At 38.5% G+C, this 19,230-nt stretch carries 21 protein-coding genes; 14 read left to right on the top strand and 7 right to left on the bottom strand.

Translation table 11 applies throughout. The annotated features are described in order from the left end of the window. The 5 genes from B2X72_RS06515 to B2X72_RS06495 form a co-directional block, all read left to right on the top strand. The coding region (locus tag B2X72_RS06515) for a S41 family peptidase (protein ID WP_286848698.1) at nucleotides 1-651 on the top strand (651 nt) is incomplete at its 5' end. A gap of 241 nt (nucleotides 652-892) precedes the next feature. After that, entirely contained in the window at nucleotides 893-1,816 is a 924-nt protein-coding gene (locus B2X72_RS06510; RefSeq protein ID WP_145328259.1) for a CPBP family intramembrane glutamic endopeptidase, read from the top strand. Continuing rightward, nucleotides 1,791-2,006 (top strand): DUF2007 domain-containing protein, encoded by a 216-nt coding sequence (locus B2X72_RS06505; protein WP_083663420.1) that lies wholly within the window; start codon nucleotides 1,791-1,793, stop codon nucleotides 2,004-2,006. Before B2X72_RS06510 ends, B2X72_RS06505 begins: the two co-directional genes overlap by 26 nt. Further along, nucleotides 2,003-2,803 (top strand): phosphatidate cytidylyltransferase, encoded by an 801-nt coding sequence (locus B2X72_RS06500; protein ID WP_145328260.1) that lies wholly within the window; start codon nucleotides 2,003-2,005, stop codon nucleotides 2,801-2,803. The genes B2X72_RS06505 and B2X72_RS06500 overlap by 4 nt, the downstream gene beginning before the upstream one ends. A gap of 7 nt (nucleotides 2,804-2,810) precedes the next feature. Next, entirely contained in the window at nucleotides 2,811-3,482 is a 672-nt protein-coding gene (locus B2X72_RS06495) for a DUF2461 domain-containing protein (protein ID WP_145328261.1), read from the top strand. Here B2X72_RS06495 and B2X72_RS06490 read toward each other — a convergent pair whose 3' ends face one another. Then, complete coding sequence (locus tag B2X72_RS06490) at nucleotides 3,483-4,679, bottom strand: anhydro-N-acetylmuramic acid kinase (RefSeq protein ID WP_145328262.1); 1,197 nt, start codon at nucleotides 4,677-4,679, stop codon at nucleotides 3,483-3,485. A 100-nt stretch (nucleotides 4,680-4,779) separates the two neighbouring features. Between B2X72_RS06490 and gcvH the strand changes: the two genes are divergently transcribed. Next, nucleotides 4,780-5,160, top strand: a complete 381-nt coding sequence (gene gcvH / locus B2X72_RS06485) for a glycine cleavage system protein GcvH (RefSeq protein WP_075990412.1) — start codon at nucleotides 4,780-4,782, stop codon at nucleotides 5,158-5,160. 60 nt (nucleotides 5,161-5,220) lie between these two features. Here the strand turns inward: gcvH and B2X72_RS06480 are convergent, their stop codons facing one another. The 3 genes from B2X72_RS06480 to mqnB form a co-directional block, all read right to left on the bottom strand. Then, nucleotides 5,221-5,976: a DUF6263 family protein gene (locus B2X72_RS06480; protein ID WP_088163385.1), complete on the bottom strand. Its 756-nt coding sequence runs from the start codon at nucleotides 5,974-5,976 to the stop codon at nucleotides 5,221-5,223. 110 nt (nucleotides 5,977-6,086) lie between these two features. Continuing rightward, nucleotides 6,087-7,073 (bottom strand): pyruvate dehydrogenase complex E1 component subunit beta, encoded by a 987-nt coding sequence (locus B2X72_RS06475; RefSeq protein ID WP_046673190.1) that lies wholly within the window; start codon nucleotides 7,071-7,073, stop codon nucleotides 6,087-6,089. 123 nt (nucleotides 7,074-7,196) lie between these two features. Then, nucleotides 7,197-7,838 carry a futalosine hydrolase gene (gene mqnB, locus B2X72_RS06470; protein ID WP_145328263.1) on the bottom strand — a complete coding sequence of 214 codons (642 nt, stop codon included), beginning with the start codon at nucleotides 7,836-7,838 and terminating at the stop codon, nucleotides 7,197-7,199. Between the two features lie 592 nt (nucleotides 7,839-8,430). Between mqnB and B2X72_RS06465 the strand changes: the two genes are divergently transcribed. The 8 genes from B2X72_RS06465 to B2X72_RS06430 all read left to right on the top strand — a co-directional run bounded on the left by B2X72_RS06465 (nucleotide 8,431) and on the right by B2X72_RS06430 (nucleotide 14,529). Continuing rightward, nucleotides 8,431-8,844 (top strand): 6-pyruvoyl trahydropterin synthase family protein, encoded by a 414-nt coding sequence (locus tag B2X72_RS06465; RefSeq protein WP_070562714.1) that lies wholly within the window; start codon nucleotides 8,431-8,433, stop codon nucleotides 8,842-8,844. Nucleotides 8,845-8,872: 28 nt separating this feature from the next. Beyond that, a complete protein-coding gene (gene folE / locus B2X72_RS06460) occupies nucleotides 8,873-9,502 on the top strand; it encodes a GTP cyclohydrolase I FolE (RefSeq protein WP_046673193.1) in 630 nt (209 codons plus the stop codon). Nucleotides 9,503-9,742: 240 nt separating this feature from the next. Then, nucleotides 9,743-10,378 (top strand): O-methyltransferase, encoded by a 636-nt coding sequence (locus tag B2X72_RS06455; protein ID WP_075994564.1) that lies wholly within the window; start codon nucleotides 9,743-9,745, stop codon nucleotides 10,376-10,378. A 22-nt stretch (nucleotides 10,379-10,400) separates the two neighbouring features. Further along, nucleotides 10,401-10,925, top strand: coding sequence for a glucosaminidase domain-containing protein (locus B2X72_RS06450; RefSeq protein WP_046673195.1), 525 nt, complete (start codon nucleotides 10,401-10,403; stop codon nucleotides 10,923-10,925). 15 nt (nucleotides 10,926-10,940) lie between these two features. After that, nucleotides 10,941-11,774, top strand: coding sequence for a glucosaminidase domain-containing protein (locus B2X72_RS06445; protein WP_088163383.1), 834 nt, complete (start codon nucleotides 10,941-10,943; stop codon nucleotides 11,772-11,774). 70 nt (nucleotides 11,775-11,844) lie between these two features. Next, nucleotides 11,845-12,597, top strand: coding sequence for a hypothetical protein (locus B2X72_RS06440; RefSeq protein ID WP_286848692.1), 753 nt, complete (start codon nucleotides 11,845-11,847; stop codon nucleotides 12,595-12,597). A gap of 22 nt (nucleotides 12,598-12,619) precedes the next feature. Beyond that, complete coding sequence (locus B2X72_RS06435; RefSeq protein ID WP_088163381.1) at nucleotides 12,620-13,657, top strand: DUF3078 domain-containing protein; 1,038 nt, start codon at nucleotides 12,620-12,622, stop codon at nucleotides 13,655-13,657. 11 nt (nucleotides 13,658-13,668) lie between these two features. Then, nucleotides 13,669-14,529: an N-acetylmuramoyl-L-alanine amidase gene (locus B2X72_RS06430; protein ID WP_286848690.1), complete on the top strand. Its 861-nt coding sequence runs from the start codon at nucleotides 13,669-13,671 to the stop codon at nucleotides 14,527-14,529. Nucleotides 14,530-14,632: 103 nt separating this feature from the next. Here B2X72_RS06430 and B2X72_RS06425 read toward each other — a convergent pair whose 3' ends face one another. From B2X72_RS06425 to B2X72_RS06415, 3 genes are all read right to left on the bottom strand, one after another. Then, a complete protein-coding gene (locus B2X72_RS06425; RefSeq protein ID WP_286848688.1) occupies nucleotides 14,633-16,348 on the bottom strand; it encodes a sodium:solute symporter in 1,716 nt (571 codons plus the stop codon). A 94-nt stretch (nucleotides 16,349-16,442) separates the two neighbouring features. After that, nucleotides 16,443-16,652 carry a hypothetical protein gene (locus B2X72_RS06420; protein WP_070562731.1) on the bottom strand — a complete coding sequence of 70 codons (210 nt, stop codon included), beginning with the start codon at nucleotides 16,650-16,652 and terminating at the stop codon, nucleotides 16,443-16,445. 7 nt (nucleotides 16,653-16,659) lie between these two features. Further along, nucleotides 16,660-19,113 (bottom strand): PIG-L family deacetylase, encoded by a 2,454-nt coding sequence (locus B2X72_RS06415; RefSeq protein WP_286848686.1) that lies wholly within the window; start codon nucleotides 19,111-19,113, stop codon nucleotides 16,660-16,662. Between the last annotated feature and the right edge of the window lie 117 nt (nucleotides 19,114-19,230).

The following is a 19,230-nucleotide window of genomic DNA, read 5'->3' as shown; positions in this document are numbered from 1 at the left end:
GAATGGGTCGAAAGGAACCGTAAAAAAGTAAATGAATTGAGCAATGGGCAAATAGCTTATGTGTACATGCCGAATACCGGTCCTGAAGGGTATACCTATTTCAATCGGTATTACTTCGCTCAGATGGATAAAAAGGCTCTTCTAATGGACGAAAGGAACAACGGTGGTGGTTGGGTTGCCGATTACGTGATTGATCTCTTATCTCGCGAGTTAATCGCTGGCTGGGGAATTCGTGATGGAAAAGGATTTACGACTCCAGGAAATGGCATTTATGGACCAAAAGCCATGATTATTAATGAAAATGCAGGCTCAGGTGGGGATATGATGCCTTATATGTTCCGTTTTAAAGGACTTGGCAAATTGGTGGGTCGTACAACAATGGGGATTTTGGTTGGCATAAGCGGTTACCCTCCTTTGTTGGATGGAGGCCGTATTACTTCACCAAACTTCGGTGTTTATGACCTAAAAGGAAATTGGATTATCGAAAATGAAGGGGTCGCTCCTGATGTATTTATCGAACAATTACCAAAAGATCTTTTGGAAGGCCGAGATCCACAGCTTGAAAGAACGGTGAAAATATTGTTGGAAGAAATGAAAACATATCCGTATAAAAATCTGCAGAAACCTGCAGACCCAATTCGAGTGAATTAGGATAATCTATATTAAAAAAAGGCTTTGGATTTTTCCAAAGCCTTTTTTTTGATCATATATGCTGTGTCAAATGTATTCATATTCGGGATGATCGAATACCTCTGTTGGAGTTTTTACTGTATTTGGATGATATCGCCTTTTGCCATTCGGCTAGTACAAACGATACGGCAGAATTTAAATGAATGCGACAATTTTAATAAATCTTGCTTTTATTGCTATCTTTAACTGATATTTAATAGCTATGTTTCCTGAACAAACACCCCATCCGTTTCAATCTTTGTTACGATTGATCTTAATGGTTATCGGTTTTACCATTCTTTCGCAGATTATTGCTATTCTGATTATTGCAAGCTATTATACATACACCAGGCAGGTCTTCTCGTTGGAGTTATTAATGAATGGATCGGCCAATGAGATGCGCTTTATGTTGTTAATGAGCAGTTTGGGATCTTTTGTTGTGCCGGCGTATCTGATGAATACACGCGAAGGACATGGCGTTACTTATTTTAAACTGAAAAAATGGCCTAGTGGAATGCAGTTTGGTTATATATTTTTGGCAATGCTTTCTTTTATGCCTTTGATGAGTATTATCGGTCACTGGAATGAATCCTTACAATTGCCCGACAGTATGCAATCGTTGCAGCATTGGATGGAGCGCAGTGAAAAGGAATCGGGTGATTTAATTAAGGGCATCATTATGGAGTCGAGTATAGCCGGCTTTTTGTACAATATTGTTGTACTAGCTTTGATTCCGGCCATAGGTGAAGAATTGTTATTTCGTGGTATTTTGCAAAAAATAATAGGCAGATGGTTGAGCAATCAGCATGTGGTTATATGGCTCGTTGCTATTATCTTCAGTGCGATACACCTGCAATTTTTTGGTTTTGTTCCCCGCATGTTATTGGGGGCTTTTTTTGGCTATCTTTATGTATGGAGCAAGAACATCATATTGCCCATCTTTGGGCACTTTGTCAATAATGCCGGAGCCACAATTGGAGCATTTTATTACGTAAGACAGGGAAAGAGTTATGATGAACTCAATGCATTTGAGTTACAATCTTGGTGGATATATCTTGTAGCCTTCATTTTTACTCTTATTTTTGTATTCTTATTTTATCGATCAACGCAAAAAGAAAACAATGGAGAACGATTGGAAAAAAATTAAAACATATACAAATGCCATTCAAGCCGAGATAGTCAAACAAATGTTGGAAGAGAATGGAATTCCCGCTGTCGCGTTGAATAAACAAGATTCTTCTTATCTGTTTGGGAAAATTGAACTTTATGTCAGCGAAGGATCTATCGAAGCAGCCGAAAGGTTAATTGAGGAATCGGAAGGGGATTTTAGTTTATGAAAACAAGAGCAATAACCGGAGTAATCTTTGTGGCTGTTATGATAGCGGCTACTCTTTTGGGAGCTTATGTTTATTCCATCTTTTTTACCTTGCTAAGTACATGGTGTCTTTATGAATTCTATGGAATAGTTTCATCCGAAGAACGCGCTCCAAATAAAGTGATTGGTATCGCCCTGGCCTTGGTACTGTTTGTTTTGGGATCCTTAATTTCGATGGATCTGCTTGCGGTAAAATTTTTAGCACTGATTATTCCGTTTATAAGTGCGACTTATATTATTTCACTTTTTCAGAAGAGAGCTTTTCCTTTTAATGATATTGCCTATACTTTTTTGGGAATAGCTTATGTTACATTACCTTTTTTCCTATTTTCCAAATTAGGGTTTATGCAAGGTACTTTTAACCATGTGCTGCCCTTAGGTTTTTTGATCTTATTGTGGACAAACGATACAGGGGCATATCTCGCTGGACGAAGCTTCGGGAAACGTAAACTATTCGAACGAATCTCACCAAAGAAAACATGGGAAGGTTTTTTCGGTGGATTGATTTTGGCAATTGTTGCTGCAGTGAATCTAGAGAAGTATTTTGGTTATCTACCGCTCTGGCAATGGGTAAGTATAGCGGCTATTATCAGTATTGTTGGAACATTGGGAGACTTAGTTGAGTCGATGTTAAAGCGTAGCTTGCACGTAAAAGATTCCGGAAATATATTGCCCGGACATGGTGGTTTTTTAGATAGATTTGATGGGTTGTTATTAGCGGCACCTATGGTCTATGTTTTCTTAATTTTAATCAATTGATTGTATTATGAGTCACATTCAAAAATCTACATTTGATTTTTTAACGGAATTGAAAGCCAATAATTCTCGGGAATGGTTTGCCGATAACAGAGCTAAATATGAAGCGGCATTGGCTGATGTGAGAAGTTTTTTGACAGATTTAATTGCCGCTTTGAGCGAGTTTGACCCTAAGATCAATACTTCCATACAGGCAAGTAAATGTTTGTTTCGGATTTACCGTGATACACGCTTTTCAAATGATAAAACACCTTATAAAAGTTGGTTTGGGGCAGGAATTTCAGTTGATGGAAGAAAGTTGCAGGGACCAGAGTACTATATTCATATTGGAGCAGAAAATTCATTTATTGCCTGTGGGTATTGGCGTCCAGAAAAGCAACATTTAGAGGCAATAAGACAAGAAATTGATTACAGCGGTAATAAATTGGATGAAATTTTAAAAACAGTATTGACAGGCGGTAATATTGCACTTTTCAAAGAAGATTTACTGAAGCGTGCCCCTGCGGGCTATAGTGAGGATAATCCTTTTATTGACTTTATCAAATTGAAAAGTTTTGTGTTGGATAGATCTTTAACTATTAAGGATTTATCTGCAAAAAATGCGTTAGATAATATCGTGGCTTCCTATAAAAGTATGCTTCCTTTTAAAGAGTTTTTACAAGAAGCCATCGATACGGACTAATTATTCCGGTAAGCTGATTTTGCCCATGCAGACAGCGGGCGAATCTTTAATTTGCGCTACATTGGATTTGTTGCCTACCAAAGTTTCATTTGCTAACAAAGCAAATAGGACGGCCTCTTTTGCATCTGGATTGATACCTAATGTTGCAAAGCTTTCAACTTTACAGGTAGGTAAGCTCCTTTTGATGTAATCAAACAGCAATGGATTGTGCAGTCCACCACCACTTATATATACAGCCACATCAGATAGTCCTTCTGACTGCTTTCGGATGCCGTTGACCATCGCAAGAGCCGCAAAGCGATTGAGGGTTGCCATGACGTTTTCATGTGGAATATGAGTTGTTTTCGAACGCTCTTGCGCCTTTTCGAGATAAGCGAGATTAAATAGTTCTGGCCCGGTGGTTTTTGGAAAGGGCAGTGTTAGAAATTCTTCGGTTAATAATTGATTCAATAGCGCATCATTTACTTGTCCCTTTTTGGCCATATAGGCATCTCTATCCATCTCCTGATTAAAATTAGCCTTCATGTATTGGTTCATCATTGTATTGCCTGGACCGAGATCTGTTGCATAGGCTTTCAATTTTGTTTGATGGCTTGGGATAAATGTGAAATTAGAAATACCGCCAATATTCAGTAAGAATCGATTCTCTGTTGCATGCGAGAAAAGTAGATAGTCGCCATACGCCGCCAAAGGTGCCCCTTCCCCTCCCGCAGCAACATGTTTCTGTCTAAAGTCAGAGAGGGTTATGATGCCGGTATTTACGGCAATATGATCTCCATCGCCGATCTGTAAGGTACTATTGGGCCAATTACGGTCTTTGGTCAATGATTGGGGAGCATGGTATACGGTTTGCCCATGGCTGGCTATACAATCAATCTCGCTGCTTGGTATATTCCACTGTTGTAATGCTGTATTGATTAATTTGGCATGTGTGACTCCAATATAAGCATTGAGTCCCGAAAATAATTGTTGGTCGATATTTCGTTTTGCAAAGACTTCACGGACTCGTGCTCTAAAATCATCCTCATAATCCATTGTAGCAAAATTCTCTAGCTGTATTTTTGTTGTTTTACCTGCATTTTCTATGCGGCATACTGCGATATCAAGACCATCCAGGGACGTTCCGGACATCAGGCCAATAATACGACGTTCTTTCTTTTGTGAAATTTGGTAAAGTCTTTCGATTTGAGGATTCATAGCTTAAAAATAAACACAAAAATGTTATGATGAATATCATTTTTGACAATTAAAGATATTTTGTAACTTCACGGCATTAAAAATCAAAAAATTAAATACAATGAATTTTCCAGCAGAATTGAAATACACCAAAGATCACGAATGGATTCGTGTTGAAGGTGATGAAGCAGTTGTAGGGATTACCGATTTCGCTCAACGTGAATTGGGTGACATCGTTTTTGTTGACATAAACACTGTAGGTGAGGAAGTTGCCGCTAATGAAGTTTTCGGTACAATTGAAGCTGTAAAAACAGTTTCTGATCTATTTTTACCTGTATCAGCTACGATTTTATCGGTTAATGAAGCTATTGATGCATCTCCTGAATTGGTCAATTCTGATCCTTATGGTGAAGGTTGGATTGTTCGTATTAAATTGAACAATGTTGCTGATGTAGATGCTTTGTTATCTGCTGATCAATACAAAGAAGAGATCAACGCATAAATTTGATATATAACAAAAAAATAGGGGCCTATTGGCCCCTATTTTTTTTGCTATAGTCGTTTATTGACTTTTTAATGTGGTCTTTATTTTTGCTTCAGGCATATCCACGGCACTTGTCATTTCTGTTATCTTGGTAAGGCAGGTGTTTTTATCCAGGACATAGAACCCCTGTACGTTGCCTACCTGATTTGCATCCGGGCCGAACATTTTTCCTTCAACATTTACTTTATAGCCTAGCTCATTTGCTTCTATTAAAGTCATTGTGCTCTCCACCGAAATGCCTGAATCATCAGATTCCGTTTTGGATGTCCATGAGTCACCGATTTTAACAGGCTGTTCAGGTAATACTGTACTTATATTTTCGAACATACTTTTATCAAACGGCATGTTAATACCCTCAGGTAACTTGATGTCAGAAGATTTGCCAAGTTGATCAACATTAAAGCTAATGCTATTTTCTAGCAATTTGCCTAAGGTAGCATGCATCTGTTTGGAAAACTCATTGGCTTCGGGGTTTTTCGAGTCGTAGGACATGTCCATTCCCGCCATATTCATTTTCATGTTTATTCCGGTATATTTAAGGTCAAACGCGAAGATATTGTCTTTTTTCGTTGTATTGGTGATATCAAAGCCCATATTAAGGTCTGTAACCATTTTTTGGCCAGCAGCGTCAATATCCATTGTCATCACAAGGTTTTGCGATATTTTTTTCCCCGAATCGGGATTTACACGTAGTGTGTATTTCTTTTGTGCGGAAGCAGATATCACTAGAAATACAAATACGGCCATCAAAGAGGCAATTCTTAATTTTTTCATATATGGAATTTTAATTTTTTTAATAAGCAACAATCGGCCAGCTTAAATATAAAAAAAAATCCCTTTTACAGGGTAAAAGGGATTTTAATTTTTTAAGAATGTAATTCGTATTACTTCTTGATATAAGATACTTCTTTCACAGCTTTAACAACTTTCTCAACGCTAGGTAAAGCAGCTTCGATCAATGTTGGAGCATAAGGAAGAGGTACATCTGCACAATTTACGCGGATAACAGGGGCATCTAAATAATCAAATGCGTTACGTTGTACATTGAATGCTAAATCCGTCGAAATAGACGCCAATGGCCATGCTTCTTCCACGATTACCAAACGGTTTGTTTTCTTAACAGACGCGATGATTGTAGGGTAATCAATAGGACGTACCGAACGCAAGTCAATTAATTCAACGCTGATACCTTCTTTCTTCAATTCTTCAACTGCAGGAATGACAACGCGAGGAAGCATTTTACCAAAAGACACAACAGTTACATCTGTACCTTCTTGGATAATATTAGCTTTTCCGATTTCCAAGTAATATTCTTCTTCAGGAACTTGTCCTTTATCACCATACATTACCTCAGATTCCATGAAGATAACAGGATCTGGATCGATAATAGCTGATTTCAATAAACCTTTAGCTTCATATGGGTTCGAAGGAACCACAACTTTTAAACCTGGTGTATTTGCAAACCAGTTCTCAAAGTTTTGAGAGTGTTGTGCTGCAAGCTGACCCGCATTTCCTGTAGGACCACGGAAGACCATCGGAATAGAGAACTGTCCACCACTCATCGAGTGAATTTTAGCTGCCGCATTGATTACTTGGTCAATTGCAACAAGTGAGAAGTTGAATGTCATGAATTCAACAATTGGCTTCAAACCATTCATTGCAGCACCAACAGCAATACCAGCAAAACCAAGTTCCGCAATAGGTGTATCAATGATACGCTTTGCACCGAATTCATCAAGCATACCCTGACTTACTTTGTAAGCTCCGTTATACTCAGCAACTTCTTCTCCTAATAAAAATATTTTGTCGTCTTTACGCATTTCTTCGTTCATTGCTTCACGAAGTGCTTCTCTGAATTGTATTTCTCTCATCAGTTGTAAAATAGTGTCAATTTTTAGATTACAAATCTACTATTTAAAATTGATATTTTGAAGATTTGAACCCGCTAATTCTATAGTTTTATGTCATTTTTTAATAAGTAAATGACTTTTGTATTAAATTTTTGAATATAAGTTGTTCAGATATTCCAATGTTTTTATAAGTGCCTTATTACTATTCATTATCGCTAACGGAATGTTCCACGTGGCACGGTTCCTTCTTTCCACGTAATTTGAAATACCGCGAATCTCAATCACGGGAATTGTCATTTTATCGGCGGCATAGAAAACGGCAGCTCCTTCCATACTTTCAACAAGACTATTGGGATGCAGTTTTTTAATTTTTTCGATACTTTCTGTGCTACCATGGACTTTGTTTACGGTAATTCCTTCCCCCTGTTGTAGAAAAGGAAGCCTAAGCTCCTTGTCATTCAGTAAACACGAGGTAAATGTAGACCTCCCATAGCCCAATTGATCTATTGGAATAAAATTATGACCGTCTTCCGCACCTAGTTCAACAAATGACTCTGAAACGACCTGAATAACCGAGCCTATTTCAATCGTACGATCCAAACATCCTCCTATCCCGACATTAATAAGGAGATCATATTTTTTTTCGTGTAGCATTCTTCCCAGCTCAAATGCTGTGGCAACCATGCCTACACCAGTTACTAGGGTATCGCATTGATCGTAATTTGATACCACTTCCAGAAAAGGCTGTAATTCAAATGAAGTAGCCGCAATAATTAATATTTGCATGACAAGCTCGTTTTGGATTGAAAATTACAAATTATCTTGCAAGCAGAACTCTTTTTAGTATAAAAACATCGTTCTTGCAATGCGTCCTGCTTAGAAACGCGAGCTTGATGTTAATAAGGCCAACTCCTTTTTTGCTACGATCTCCACTTTTATAAAGCTGTACGAACTGTTTAGTTTTTGTCCTGATGTTATTGGAAACAATGCTAATCGATCGATATAATCGCTTGAATTAGTTTAGATTTTATATACTCTTAGTTTAGGGTTTAGTTAGGGGTACTTTAGGTAAAAGCTATATAAAACCTAAACTAACCCTAACTAAACCCTAAGTAAACCCTAACTAAAGGTAGAAGAAAATTGGCCTTAAAAATCAGCATTCGTTGTCGTTCTTTTTAAACAGGGAGTATTTACACTCTGCTACAAAATTTTATATCAAATCATTCTTGAAAGCGGGTTATGAATAAGGATAAAGTGCTTAGATTTTTGTCTGTTTGTTCAACAAAAGAGAAAGCACTTCATTATATTACTATATTCTGACGGCATTCCTTAAATTGAGATGTTTTAATTGCACTTAAAGCCTTATCTTTGTATTATTATGGTATTTATAACTCGTCGTGAACGTTTCTGTGCTGCGCACAAGCTCTATCGTGAAGACTGGAGTAAGGAGCAGAATGAGCAGGTATTTGGTCTTTGCTCCAATCCAAATTGGCATGGACATAATTATGATCTTTATGTAACAGTTAAAGGAAAAGTCAACCCGGAGACTGGTTTTTTGATCGATTTAAAGATCATGAAAGAAATAATCAACCGTAGTATCATAGACAAAGTCGATCACCGTAATTTCAATTTAGATGTTGATTTTATGAAGGGAGTCATGGCTTCTACGGAGAATATCGCAATCGAAATATTTAAGATCTTAAAACCGCTGTTTGATGAACAGGGTGTGATCTTGCATAGTGTCCGTTTGCATGAAACAGAAAATAATTACGTCGAATATTTTGGCGATTAATCTTTAATACATTTAAATAGTAGAAACTATGAGTCAACACTCATTTGACAACGAAGAGTTGGATGGATATATTAAGATCGACAAATACAATACTGAAAAGGTAGATCGCATCGCTGCTCATTATACAGATATATTGGAATGTCTGGGGGAAGATCCAAAACGCGAAGGTTTAGTGAAAACACCAGAACGTGTTGCAAAGGCACTGCAATTTCTGACACATGGCTATGATATCGATGCTGCGGAGGTATTACGTGGTGCTATGTTTGAGGAAGACTATAGTCAAATGGTCGTCGTTAAGGATATTGAAGTATATTCTCTTTGTGAGCACCATATGTTACCTTTCTTTGGTAAAGCCCATATTGCATATATTCCAAATGGCCATATTGTAGGTTTAAGCAAGATACCACGTGTCGTTGATATTTTTGCGCGTCGTCTGCAGGTTCAGGAACGTCTCACCAATGAGATCAGAGATTGTATTCAAGAAACTTTAGGCGCTCGTGGTGTAGCTGTGGTTATGGAATGCAAGCACATGTGTATGGCGATGCGTGGAGTTCAGAAACAGAATTCCGTAACGACTACCTCTGCATTTACTGGAGCATTCCAAAATGATGTGACAAGATCCGAATTTTTACGCTTGATCACTGCTGATCTTGCTTAGTATATTTGTTGTTTAATAATAAAAAAGCCCCCCTAAAAGATGATCTTTTAGGGGGGCTTTTTTTTGATGAAATTTGGAAACAAAATAGAAAATCAAAAAATGGCAATATGGCTTTTTTATGCATCTGACGCGATTTCCGAAAAATGCTCTTTACAAAAGGATAATTGTATTTTGCTGATATTCAGCTTTTTGTAAAAAAAAGTTTTTATCATAAAAATGTTTTTTGGTACCTTTGTGGTTATGGAAATTGTTGCCGACGATTTAGAGTCCTATTTGGAACATACTACAGACGAGGAAAATTCGTTACTGAAAAGGGTAAATCGGGAGACATATTTGAAGGAAACAATGCCCCATATGTTATCTGGACACTACCAGGGAAGAGTTCTTTCTTTATTGAGTAAATTGGTTGCTCCGAAACGTATCTTGGAGATAGGAACGTTTACGGGATACGCAACGTTGTGTCTCGCAGAAGGGCTGCAGGAAGATGGGATATTACATACTATCGATATCAATGCAGAGCAACAAGAACGCGTCCAAGGTTATTTTGATGAATCGGCATTTGCTGATAAAATCAACTATCATATTGGAGATGCAGCGGTAATACTACCTACATTAGATGAAACATTTGATCTGGTATTTATCGACGCGGACAAAAAGAGAAATTTATATTATTTCGAAACGATAATAAATCAAGTTCCGTCTGGGGGACTTATTTTGATTGACAATGTCTTATGGAAAGGTAAGGTGTTAGATTCAAAACCAGACAACCAAACAAAGCAGATCATTGATTTGAATGCACGTTTAGCTCAGGACAAGCGCGTAGAAAAGGTAATATTACCGATTCGAGACGGACTTTTTGCCTTACGCAAGAAGTAATTTGTGAACTAAAACATTCTTCATGAATTTAAAACAATTAAAAAGCTTTGTACTGTTACTAGCTTTGGGAACTTTTGGATTAACAAAAGTTTCAGCTCAAAGTAATGCGGCATATGTCGATAAGTACAGTCCAATAGCAAAAGAAATGATGGAGGAACACGGTGTTCCAGCATCGGTTATCTTAGCCATCGCTATGCATGAAAGCGGAAATGGTGGTAGCAGGGTAGCAAAAAATTTGAATAACCATTTTGGTGTCAAAGGAAAAAACAACAGTACCGTTATTCGGTCAGCTTACAAAGGTTATCGGTCTGTAATGGACTCGTATGATGATTTTGTAGGAATAGTAAAAAGAAAAAAGACTACTCAGAGTCTTTTTGAAAAACATCCTGGTGAAAAATACGAAGCTTGGGTAAAAGCGATTGCTCGTTCGGGTTACTCGACGAGTAAAGGTTGGACAGCAAAAGTACTCGCTACTATTAGACAATATCATTTGGATATGTTTGATAATGATGCTAAGCAAAATAGATTCTCGTCAACAAAAAAATAAGCGCGATAGTATTGCATGAAGAAGTTTTTTTATGGCATGTTTGTATTCATGATGTTGATTACATCATGTTCAAGCCGGAGAGGCACAATATCCTCCTCTAAATCTGGCTCCAATTCAAAAACTTCTTCATCCTCTTCTGTGGGACGACCGACCATGGCTGGCAACGACTATATTGCTCATTACAAAGATGTGGCCGTTGCAGAAATGAATAAATATGGTATTCCTGCGAGTATTAAACTTGCTCAGGCTTTACTGGAATCCGGTAATGGTAACAGTTATCTTGCGCGTGAGGCTAATAATCATTTCGGTATTAAATGTGGCGGAGTTTGGAAAGGAAAATCCGTGACTCGTCCCGATGATAATATCAATGACTGCTTTCGTGTTTATGAAAATCCCGAACAATCTTTTCGGGATCACTCAGAGTTTCTGTTACGACCGCGATATGCGGCACTCTTTAAGTTGAATAAGAACGACTATAAAGGCTGGGCCAAAGGCTTGAAAGCGGCTGGATACGCCACCAATCCGCGTTATCCTGAATTGCTGATCGAAATGATCGAAAGATATCATCTTGATCAATACGATCGCGGTGAATCGCCACGTGAAAAGGTTGTACGTGAAGAGACTGTTCAGGTCGAGATCGTGCAGAATGTACAAGAAACCCCTCCTACCGTCGTAAAGACAGAAGAAATCAAGAGCCCGGTAGCTATGCGTATTCATGAGGTTAAAGCGCAGGATACGTTATATTCGCTCAGTAAGCTGTACAATGTATCCGTTGATCAGATCAAATCCCTAAACGGTCTTACCGATGATGCGCTATCTTTAGGGCAGCTATTGGTTATATCTAAATAGTTACGCTTTAAAAGATGTTAAATATTTCGCTTTTGTACAGCGATATAGTAGTTTTACGAAAGTGATACTATTGCGATATATTTTTCTACTTATTGCCCTTGTGGGCTTTACCTCTCCACTTTTTTGCCAAGATAAAAAAGTCGAGGGTATCGTTTTTGATAAAAATACCAAACAACGTATTGGAAATGTAAGGCTGGCCAACTTACGTACTGGCGAGGTCAATTATAATACTATTAAAGGAGAATTTGTCTTTAATGCACAGCTAGGAGATCATATTGTTGCGCTATGTAAAGGCTATTTTTCAGATACTCTTCAGGTGGATAAGCGTGGATTGTTGCTATTTCATTTGGTACGTGAATCGTTTTATATTGATGAAGTTCAGGTTTTTGCACGCAAGACGCCAGAAGAAATTCTGAAAAAAGCAAAGGAGGATTACGAGAAAGCGTATCGTCTTGCGGGTTATGGTGACGTATTTTCTGTTGGTCAAAATGGTGCTGGATTAAGCATCAATTCAATCTATAGTTTATTTAGCAAGGAGGCCAAAAGAGCACGTCGACTAACTAAAACCATTGAAAATGACTATAAGGAAAATGTGATCGATTATAAATTTTCGAAAGAGCTTATCAGCAAGATTACTGGACTAAATAGCGATGAAGCAGAACGATTTAGAAGGATATTTAGACCCTCCTATTTCTTTGTTCTCTCAGCGAGTGATTATGAACTGGCGAATTATATCAAGGATTGTTATTCACAGTATCAATTGAACCCTTCGCAATATTTTATTGAGCCTTTTCCAACAATTAATTATAAATTAGTACCGTAAACAAAAAATAGACGTTTTCAGAATGAAGTTATTCAATTTTGTCGGCATGGCTCTGCTTTGCCTTTCTATTACCAGCTTAAAAGCACAGGATCTGAAAGATCTTCGAGCAAAACCAGATACCGTAATTTCTGTACAGAAAGAGCAACCATTAAATATTAAAACGATTCGTCCTATAGTTCCAAAACTAAACTTAGAGGTAGACTATTGGAAACATTGGACAAAATTCGGGATCAATTTAAACCAGGCGTCATTTAATGATAATTGGAAAGGTGGGGGTGTTGGTTCTATTGCTGTAGGATTGAATGCGAATCATAAATCGGATTATACGAAGGACAATTTCAATTTTGTGACCGAAGTTGATTTACGTTATGGAAAGATAAAGAATACCAATAATATTGCGAAGAAGAATAATGACCGTATATTTTGGGATAATAAGCTTTCTTATAAATTGTCTGCCAATTGGGCATTGTTTACGTCGGTGACATTTGAGTCGCAATTTGATGCGGGTTATAAGTATAAAACGGTTAACGGCAGAGATACAATAGACTATATTGAGAATGCTTTTATGGCACCAGCTTATCTGACAGAATCTTTCGGTCTTGAGTATAAGCCTAGTAACGAATTTTCCTTGCGTTTTGGTACGGGTACTGCACGTCAAACTTTTATCTTGGATGAGCGTGTTAAGCCTCGTTCTGGAGAAGGTTTCTTTGAGAAATATGGCTATTATAGAGATCCTAACAATCCAAGTGCGGGTACTGGTGAACGATTTGGTGTAAAGGAAGACCGCTCTTTTGCCAATGCACTGGCATTTCAGCTAACGGGTAACCTGGACAAAAACTTCACAGATAAACTGAATGTAAAGGCTCGTTATAACCTTTTTGCTGACTACGAGAAACTTTCCAACCCTACACACCGTTTGGATGTAACTGTAACGGCAAAAGTCACGAGAGTCATCAATGTGAACTTAAATGGTATCATGATCTACGATCCAGATGTTATTTCAAGAGTGCAGTTGAGTCAGTCGTTGGCGATGGGTATAGTCTATAGTTTACCAAAATAATGTTTAGGTCTGTGTCAATAGGGATATTGCTTTGTTCATTGCTGTCTTTGGCAAGCTGCAAGTCGAAGATACAGCCGGTGGTTGCAAAACCGCTAGTTGCGTCATTTGCTTCTGCATTGGTTGTGGAAGAGAAAGTCGAAGCTAAGCCAGATACCAATTTATTGACACCTGAGGAAAGAAAGGTTGTTTTTTTACAGAAATCTGGAAACCATCCTTATTGGCGCCAAGAGGAAGCCATACATTATGATGTTCGTAAACCTAACTATGTCATTATTCATCATACAGCACAAGATAGTATTGGGCAGACGATCAAAACCTTTCAGATTCCAAGAACTAAAGTGAGTTCACATTATGTCATTGGCCGGAATGGGGAGATTATACAAATGTTGAACGATTATGTTCGGTCTTGGCATGCGGGGATGGCAAAATGGGGTTCTATTGTCGACATGAACTCCTGTTCTATAGGTATAGAATTGGATAATAATGGTAGGGAGCCTTTTCCTGAGGCACAAATTAATTCATTGATGACTGTGCTTGATACCTTGAAATCGCGTTATTTAATTCCAGCAAATAATTTTATTGGCCATGCTGATATCGCTCCATCACGCAAGAATGATCCAAGCGTTTTTTTCCCGTGGAAAAAGCTTGCAGAACGGGGTTTTGGAATATGGTATGATGAAGGACAGCTTGTGGCCCCTCCTGATAGCTTTAATGCGATAGATGCGCTTAAAATTATTGGTTATGATACGTCCAATCTAAAAGCCGCTATCGTTGCCTTTAAACGAAAGTTTGTCGTTCGAGATACAACCCCCGAATTGACCATATACGATAAGAGTGTATTGTACAATATCTATAAAAAATACGGAGCCTGAGCAATCAGGCTTTTTTATTTTTTCTGAAAGTATGATCTTATTGGCCAAAAAGAACCTTCAGCTCGCTTTCATTGCTGTTGGTGTCTGTGAAGTCATGAAGGTTTTATTTAAGATCACTATTGTCCTCCATGGGACGAGGTACTTTCGTCCCCAGTTGTACGATATAGGCGATTAACATGACAGCTAGGCAGCCAATAAGATTTAGCCAGAGAAAAGGAATTTTATTTATCGTCCATACCGCTATCACGATAATTTCGGAAAGAATGGCTGCAAGAAAAACAGCTTTGCCTTGAATTTTCTTCATGTAGAAGGCGACGATAAAGATCCCTAGGATAGTACCATAGAATAGTGAGCCCAGGATATTGACCGCTTCGAGGAGATTACCCAATCTGTTCGCATACAAAGCAACAATAACAGTAAATGTACCCCAGATCAACGTAAATAAACGCGACCACAAAAGGTCTTGTTTTTCAGATGAGTTAGGATTAATAAATCTTTTGTAGATATCAATGGTCGTTGTTGAGGCCAATGAGTTAATAGCACTTGCCGTAGAACCCATGGATGCGAGAAAAATGACCGCTATGAGTAGCCCAATTAGACCCTTTGGGAAGACGCTTGTCACAAAAGAAAGAAAGACATAATTATTGTCATTCGTTTCCGCTGTTGGGTTGTTTTTTTTGATTAAGTCCAAAGTCCCTTCTTTTACGACCTGCATTTTTGCATTAAGTTGACCGAGTGAGGATCGATAATCAGCAATTCTTTTTTCATCGTCGTGATCCAATGCTGTATTAAGCTGCTGAACAACAGATTCACGTGTTTTAAATAGCTCGCTATGCTTTTGTTCGAGAAGCTGGTAGTCAGGAGCATATTTGCTTTCTTTGAGCTTCTTGATCTCGACTTGATTAAAAAAAATGGGCGGCTGATGGAATTGATAATAGGCAAATACCAGAACTCCAATCAACAGGATAGCAAATTGCATAGGGATTTTCAAGAGACCATTCATAATTAATCCCATGCGACTTTCTTTGATCGAAGCCCCTGTCAAATAACGACCTACTTGACTTTGGTCGGTCCCGAAGTAGGAAAGCTGTAGGAAAAAACCACCGATTAGTCCTGTCCAAAGCGTATAGTTATTATTGAGATCAAAAGTGAAATCCAATGCATTGGTTTTTCCTGATTTTCCTGCAATATGAAGTGCTTTTGATAATCCAATAGACTCTGGCAACAGATGGATAACTAATATACCTGCTACGAGTAATGATCCAAAGATAATGCTCATTTGAAGCAACTGTGTATGAGACACGGCTTTGGTTCCTCCATAGGTCGTATAGATAACAACAAAACTTCCTATGGCCAATGTGGTCCATGTTAGATCAATATGAAGGATGGTCGATATAATTAAAGCCGGTGCAAAGATGGTTATACCCGTTGATATTCCCCGCTGTACCAAAAAAAGAATGGCGGTGAGCCCTCTGGTTTTGACATCAAACCGTTTTTCTAGAAATTCGTAGGCTGTAAATACTTTTAGCTTATGAAAAATAGGAACAAATGTAATGCAGAGCACAATCATGGCCAACGGAAGACCAAAGTAGAATTGGACAAAACTCATTCCTGAGGAATAAGCTAAGCCGGGGGCAGATAAGAAAGTAATGGCGCTCGCTTGCGTCGCCATTACCGATAATCCGACGTGATACCAAGGTAAAGAACGATTACCTAGAAGATATCCGTCAATATTTTTTATACCCCTACTCTTATAAACGCCATATAGGACAATAACTAAGAGTGTCAGAAATAACACGATCCAATCTGCTGTACTCATGAATAGTGGTTCGTGAAAATGTACAGAAAAAGGATGAATACGAATAGCCAGATAACGACCAACCAGTAGAAACGCTTCCAGCTATTCATCTTTCTTATCTATCTGAAGGCTTTTGAGGATAAATAACGCTATTAAAAATAGCAGCGATAATCAATCCGACAATAGCACCTCCAAAGATGCTTAAAAATGTCTCGTTTGCAGTGAATCCAATTAATGCACCAAATACTACAGCAACTAAAAGAATGATTCCTTTTGCTTTGCCAGCATCAATTGTCGTGCAGCTGTTGTCAATCTGATTTTCCATTATTATATTATTTTGATTTTGATAGCAAATTTACGAATAATCTGTAAGCTCCGGGAATCCCGGCAGGCAATTGTCTGAAAAAAGACAAAGATGTATAAACAAATTTACCTTTTCCATATTGAGCAATGAGTAATGAGCCATTATGTAACGGTTCGCCGGGATCTTGCATGCTGATCGGGGTGCGGTACTTTTTATCGATATCTTCCGCAAAGTAGAGTCCCCGCTCCTGCACCCAGTGTTCGAAGTCAGCTTCGCTGATCTTGTTCGGGTAATTAAAAATCGGGTCATTTTTATCGAAATGTACCGTTGCAAGTTCGTCTGTTACACGGCTTCTGCCGATGCTAAAAGGAAAAGGGCCAAAGTTTTTTGAGAACAGTCCATTGTTTACATTGTACTGTTCCAGGACCGTTCCACCCATGTTCACATACGCAAGTAGTCTGTTTTGGAGCTGTGCAATTTGCTTGTTGACGTTGAATATTCGTACACCCAAGATTACAGCATCGTAGCTAGAGAGATCTGCTTTTAATGCCTGTTCGTTACTTAATACATCGACTTTAATACCAATGGCCGCCAGCGACTCCGGAATTAGATCCCCTGCCCCATGGATGTATGCCACTTTCTTTATGTCGTTGATCAGGTTGACATTGCTCATTTTTATAGCGACATCTGGGAAATAAACAATATTAGGTATATGATTGTAATCGATGGATTTTATCTCTTTTAAGTGCTCTTTGTTTGCTAAGAGGAAGTCCAGGGTATCAATGGAAGATTTAGAAGCATCTGATGGTTTTATGCTGATCTCTTTGGAAATTGTACGTTCGCCTTTGTCAAAAGATAGGTCAAAAGATGCCGGTGAAACTTCCCAGCCTTTAGGTACATTCGGTCTGACGTTAAATGTGGTTGTGTTTGCTTGTCCGTTTTTCTGAAAAGTCAGATTCATTTTGACAATGTGGGCATTTTGTGTAAGTGCCAAAGGGCTGGAACTTTTTGCCGTCAACTGTGGGACGATCACAATGGGGTCGTAGATTTCGCCACGAACAGGATCGGTATATTTATATTTTATGGGCTGACTGAGTGTGATATTTTCACCATTGATCCGGAGTTGAAATGATACCTCTGGAGCATAGGGGTTTTCTGGATAGCCAGTCAGGTTAAAATCACTGACATTAAATTTGCCTTTTCCATGTGGATCAATCAACCAGTATGGTTGTGTCGTCCTGTCGGCATGTATAAGAACCGAGTCTCTTTGTAGCTTGTTTATTTTTAGTGTTTCATGAATGCTATTTCCATTTATTTGGGTCAGCTCAACGGTTACATTTGGACGTCGAACAATAATGGAATGTTCTACTTTGATCTGATCTTCCAAGGCATAGGATGGATTTTTAGCGATACTTTCGAACCAAATTCCACCACAGGCAAGAATTAGTTTTTCAACCTCTTTTTTCTTTTCAGTTTTCCAGTATTCATCATCAATTTGATCCAGTGCTTTGTACAGTTGGATCAATTCAGCAATGATCAATTCGGGTTTATCAATTTGATATGTTTGATTGATGTGGTCAATTAAGGACTCAACTTTACTGCCGTTTTGAATTCTTTTCCATGAGGTGTCAACTCCATCCAAGAGTGTATTTTTTGCAGGTGCACCGTCTACATACTCAAAGTATTCGATTGAAGAGCCACGTTGGCTTGCCGAACCAAAGCCTTGGCTTTTGTGTGATGAACGGCTGTGTGCGGCAATTTCTCCATAAGAGGCTCCTAGAAGAGAATTGTAATCCCCGATATCTATTTTTAACTGATCTTCACGTGTATTGTTTTGACCTCCGAAGTTAGCTGTATTCCAAAGCAAGCGTTTAGCTTTCCAGGGGCGTACAAATTGAAGTTGCTCTGGGAATATATTCGGATCAGCAGCAGCTTTAAAGGCTTCATGTGCTAGAATGGCCGAGGCTTGATGATGACCATGGCCACCCCTTGAATCGGGAGGAAAACGCGTGATGATGACATCGGGCCTAAATTTGCGGATAATCCATACGGCTTCGCGGAGAACACGCTGTTTATCCCAGAATTCGAAAGTTTCCTCTGGAGTCTTCGAGAATCCAAAATCGTATGCTGATGAAAAAAATTGCTCACCTTTATCGATTTTTCGAGCTGCCAGTAATTCCTGCGTTCGAATCAATCCAAGTTCAATACCTTGTTCTGTTCCGATGAGGTTTTGTCCGCCGTCACCTCGAGTTAGGGATAAATAACCTGTTTTATATTTTTTTTCCTGAGCTAGCCAAGCGATTAGCCGGGTATTTTCATCATCCGGATGTGCCGCAAAATAAAGGACTGAGCCCAACACGTTCAGTTTTTCTAGATTAACTTTAATTTCAGCAGCATTCCACTGTGGATTCTGTGCTTTAACGATTGAAGTTGACAAGATACCAGCCAAAATAATAATAACAGAGAGAAAAGGTCTTCGCATGTTTAAAGATAAAGATTTTGATGAACAACGGATTGTTGGAGATTGTAATTTTATTGACAGTCTTTAAGTAGCGTGTTTATGACGTTGGTTTATTGCTTTGACTTACGGATATTAACC

It is taken from the genome of Sphingobacterium sp. UBA7253, assembly GCF_002472745.1.
In the GTDB taxonomy this organism is placed as follows: domain Bacteria; phylum Bacteroidota; class Bacteroidia; order Sphingobacteriales; family Sphingobacteriaceae; genus Sphingobacterium; species Sphingobacterium siyangense.
The sequence above is the reverse complement of the archived record's forward strand: the minus strand, read 5'-3'. Positions and strand labels throughout refer to the sequence as shown.

Excerpts from the sequence above, each read along its gene's own strand:
- B2X72_RS06510 (WP_145328259.1), top strand. The coding sequence starts at position 893 with ATGTTTCCTGAACAAACACCCCATCCGTTTCAATCTTTGTTACGATTG.
- B2X72_RS06505 (WP_083663420.1), top strand. The coding sequence starts at position 1,791 with ATGGAGAACGATTGGAAAAAAATTAAAACATATACAAATGCCATTCAA.
- B2X72_RS06500 (WP_145328260.1), top strand. The coding sequence starts at position 2,003 with ATGAAAACAAGAGCAATAACCGGAGTAATCTTTGTGGCTGTTATGATA.
- B2X72_RS06495 (WP_145328261.1), top strand. The coding sequence starts at position 2,811 with ATGAGTCACATTCAAAAATCTACATTTGATTTTTTAACGGAATTGAAA.
- B2X72_RS06490 (WP_145328262.1), bottom strand. The coding sequence starts at position 4,679 with ATGAATCCTCAAATCGAAAGACTTTACCAAATTTCACAAAAGAAAGAA.
- gcvH (WP_075990412.1), top strand. The coding sequence starts at position 4,780 with ATGAATTTTCCAGCAGAATTGAAATACACCAAAGATCACGAATGGATT.
- B2X72_RS06480 (WP_088163385.1), bottom strand. The coding sequence starts at position 5,976 with ATGAAAAAATTAAGAATTGCCTCTTTGATGGCCGTATTTGTATTTCTA.
- B2X72_RS06475 (WP_046673190.1), bottom strand. The coding sequence starts at position 7,073 with ATGAGAGAAATACAATTCAGAGAAGCACTTCGTGAAGCAATGAACGAA.
- mqnB (WP_145328263.1), bottom strand. The coding sequence starts at position 7,838 with ATGCAAATATTAATTATTGCGGCTACTTCATTTGAATTACAGCCTTTT.
- B2X72_RS06465 (WP_070562714.1), top strand. The coding sequence starts at position 8,431 with ATGGTATTTATAACTCGTCGTGAACGTTTCTGTGCTGCGCACAAGCTC.
- folE (WP_046673193.1), top strand. The coding sequence starts at position 8,873 with ATGAGTCAACACTCATTTGACAACGAAGAGTTGGATGGATATATTAAG.
- B2X72_RS06455 (WP_075994564.1), top strand. The coding sequence starts at position 9,743 with ATGGAAATTGTTGCCGACGATTTAGAGTCCTATTTGGAACATACTACA.
- B2X72_RS06450 (WP_046673195.1), top strand. The coding sequence starts at position 10,401 with ATGAATTTAAAACAATTAAAAAGCTTTGTACTGTTACTAGCTTTGGGA.
- B2X72_RS06445 (WP_088163383.1), top strand. The coding sequence starts at position 10,941 with ATGAAGAAGTTTTTTTATGGCATGTTTGTATTCATGATGTTGATTACA.
- B2X72_RS06435 (WP_088163381.1), top strand. The coding sequence starts at position 12,620 with ATGAAGTTATTCAATTTTGTCGGCATGGCTCTGCTTTGCCTTTCTATT.
- B2X72_RS06425 (WP_286848688.1), bottom strand. The coding sequence starts at position 16,348 with ATGAGTACAGCAGATTGGATCGTGTTATTTCTGACACTCTTAGTTATT.
- B2X72_RS06420 (WP_070562731.1), bottom strand. The coding sequence starts at position 16,652 with ATGGAAAATCAGATTGACAACAGCTGCACGACAATTGATGCTGGCAAA.
- B2X72_RS06415 (WP_286848686.1), bottom strand. The coding sequence starts at position 19,113 with ATGCGAAGACCTTTTCTCTCTGTTATTATTATTTTGGCTGGTATCTTG.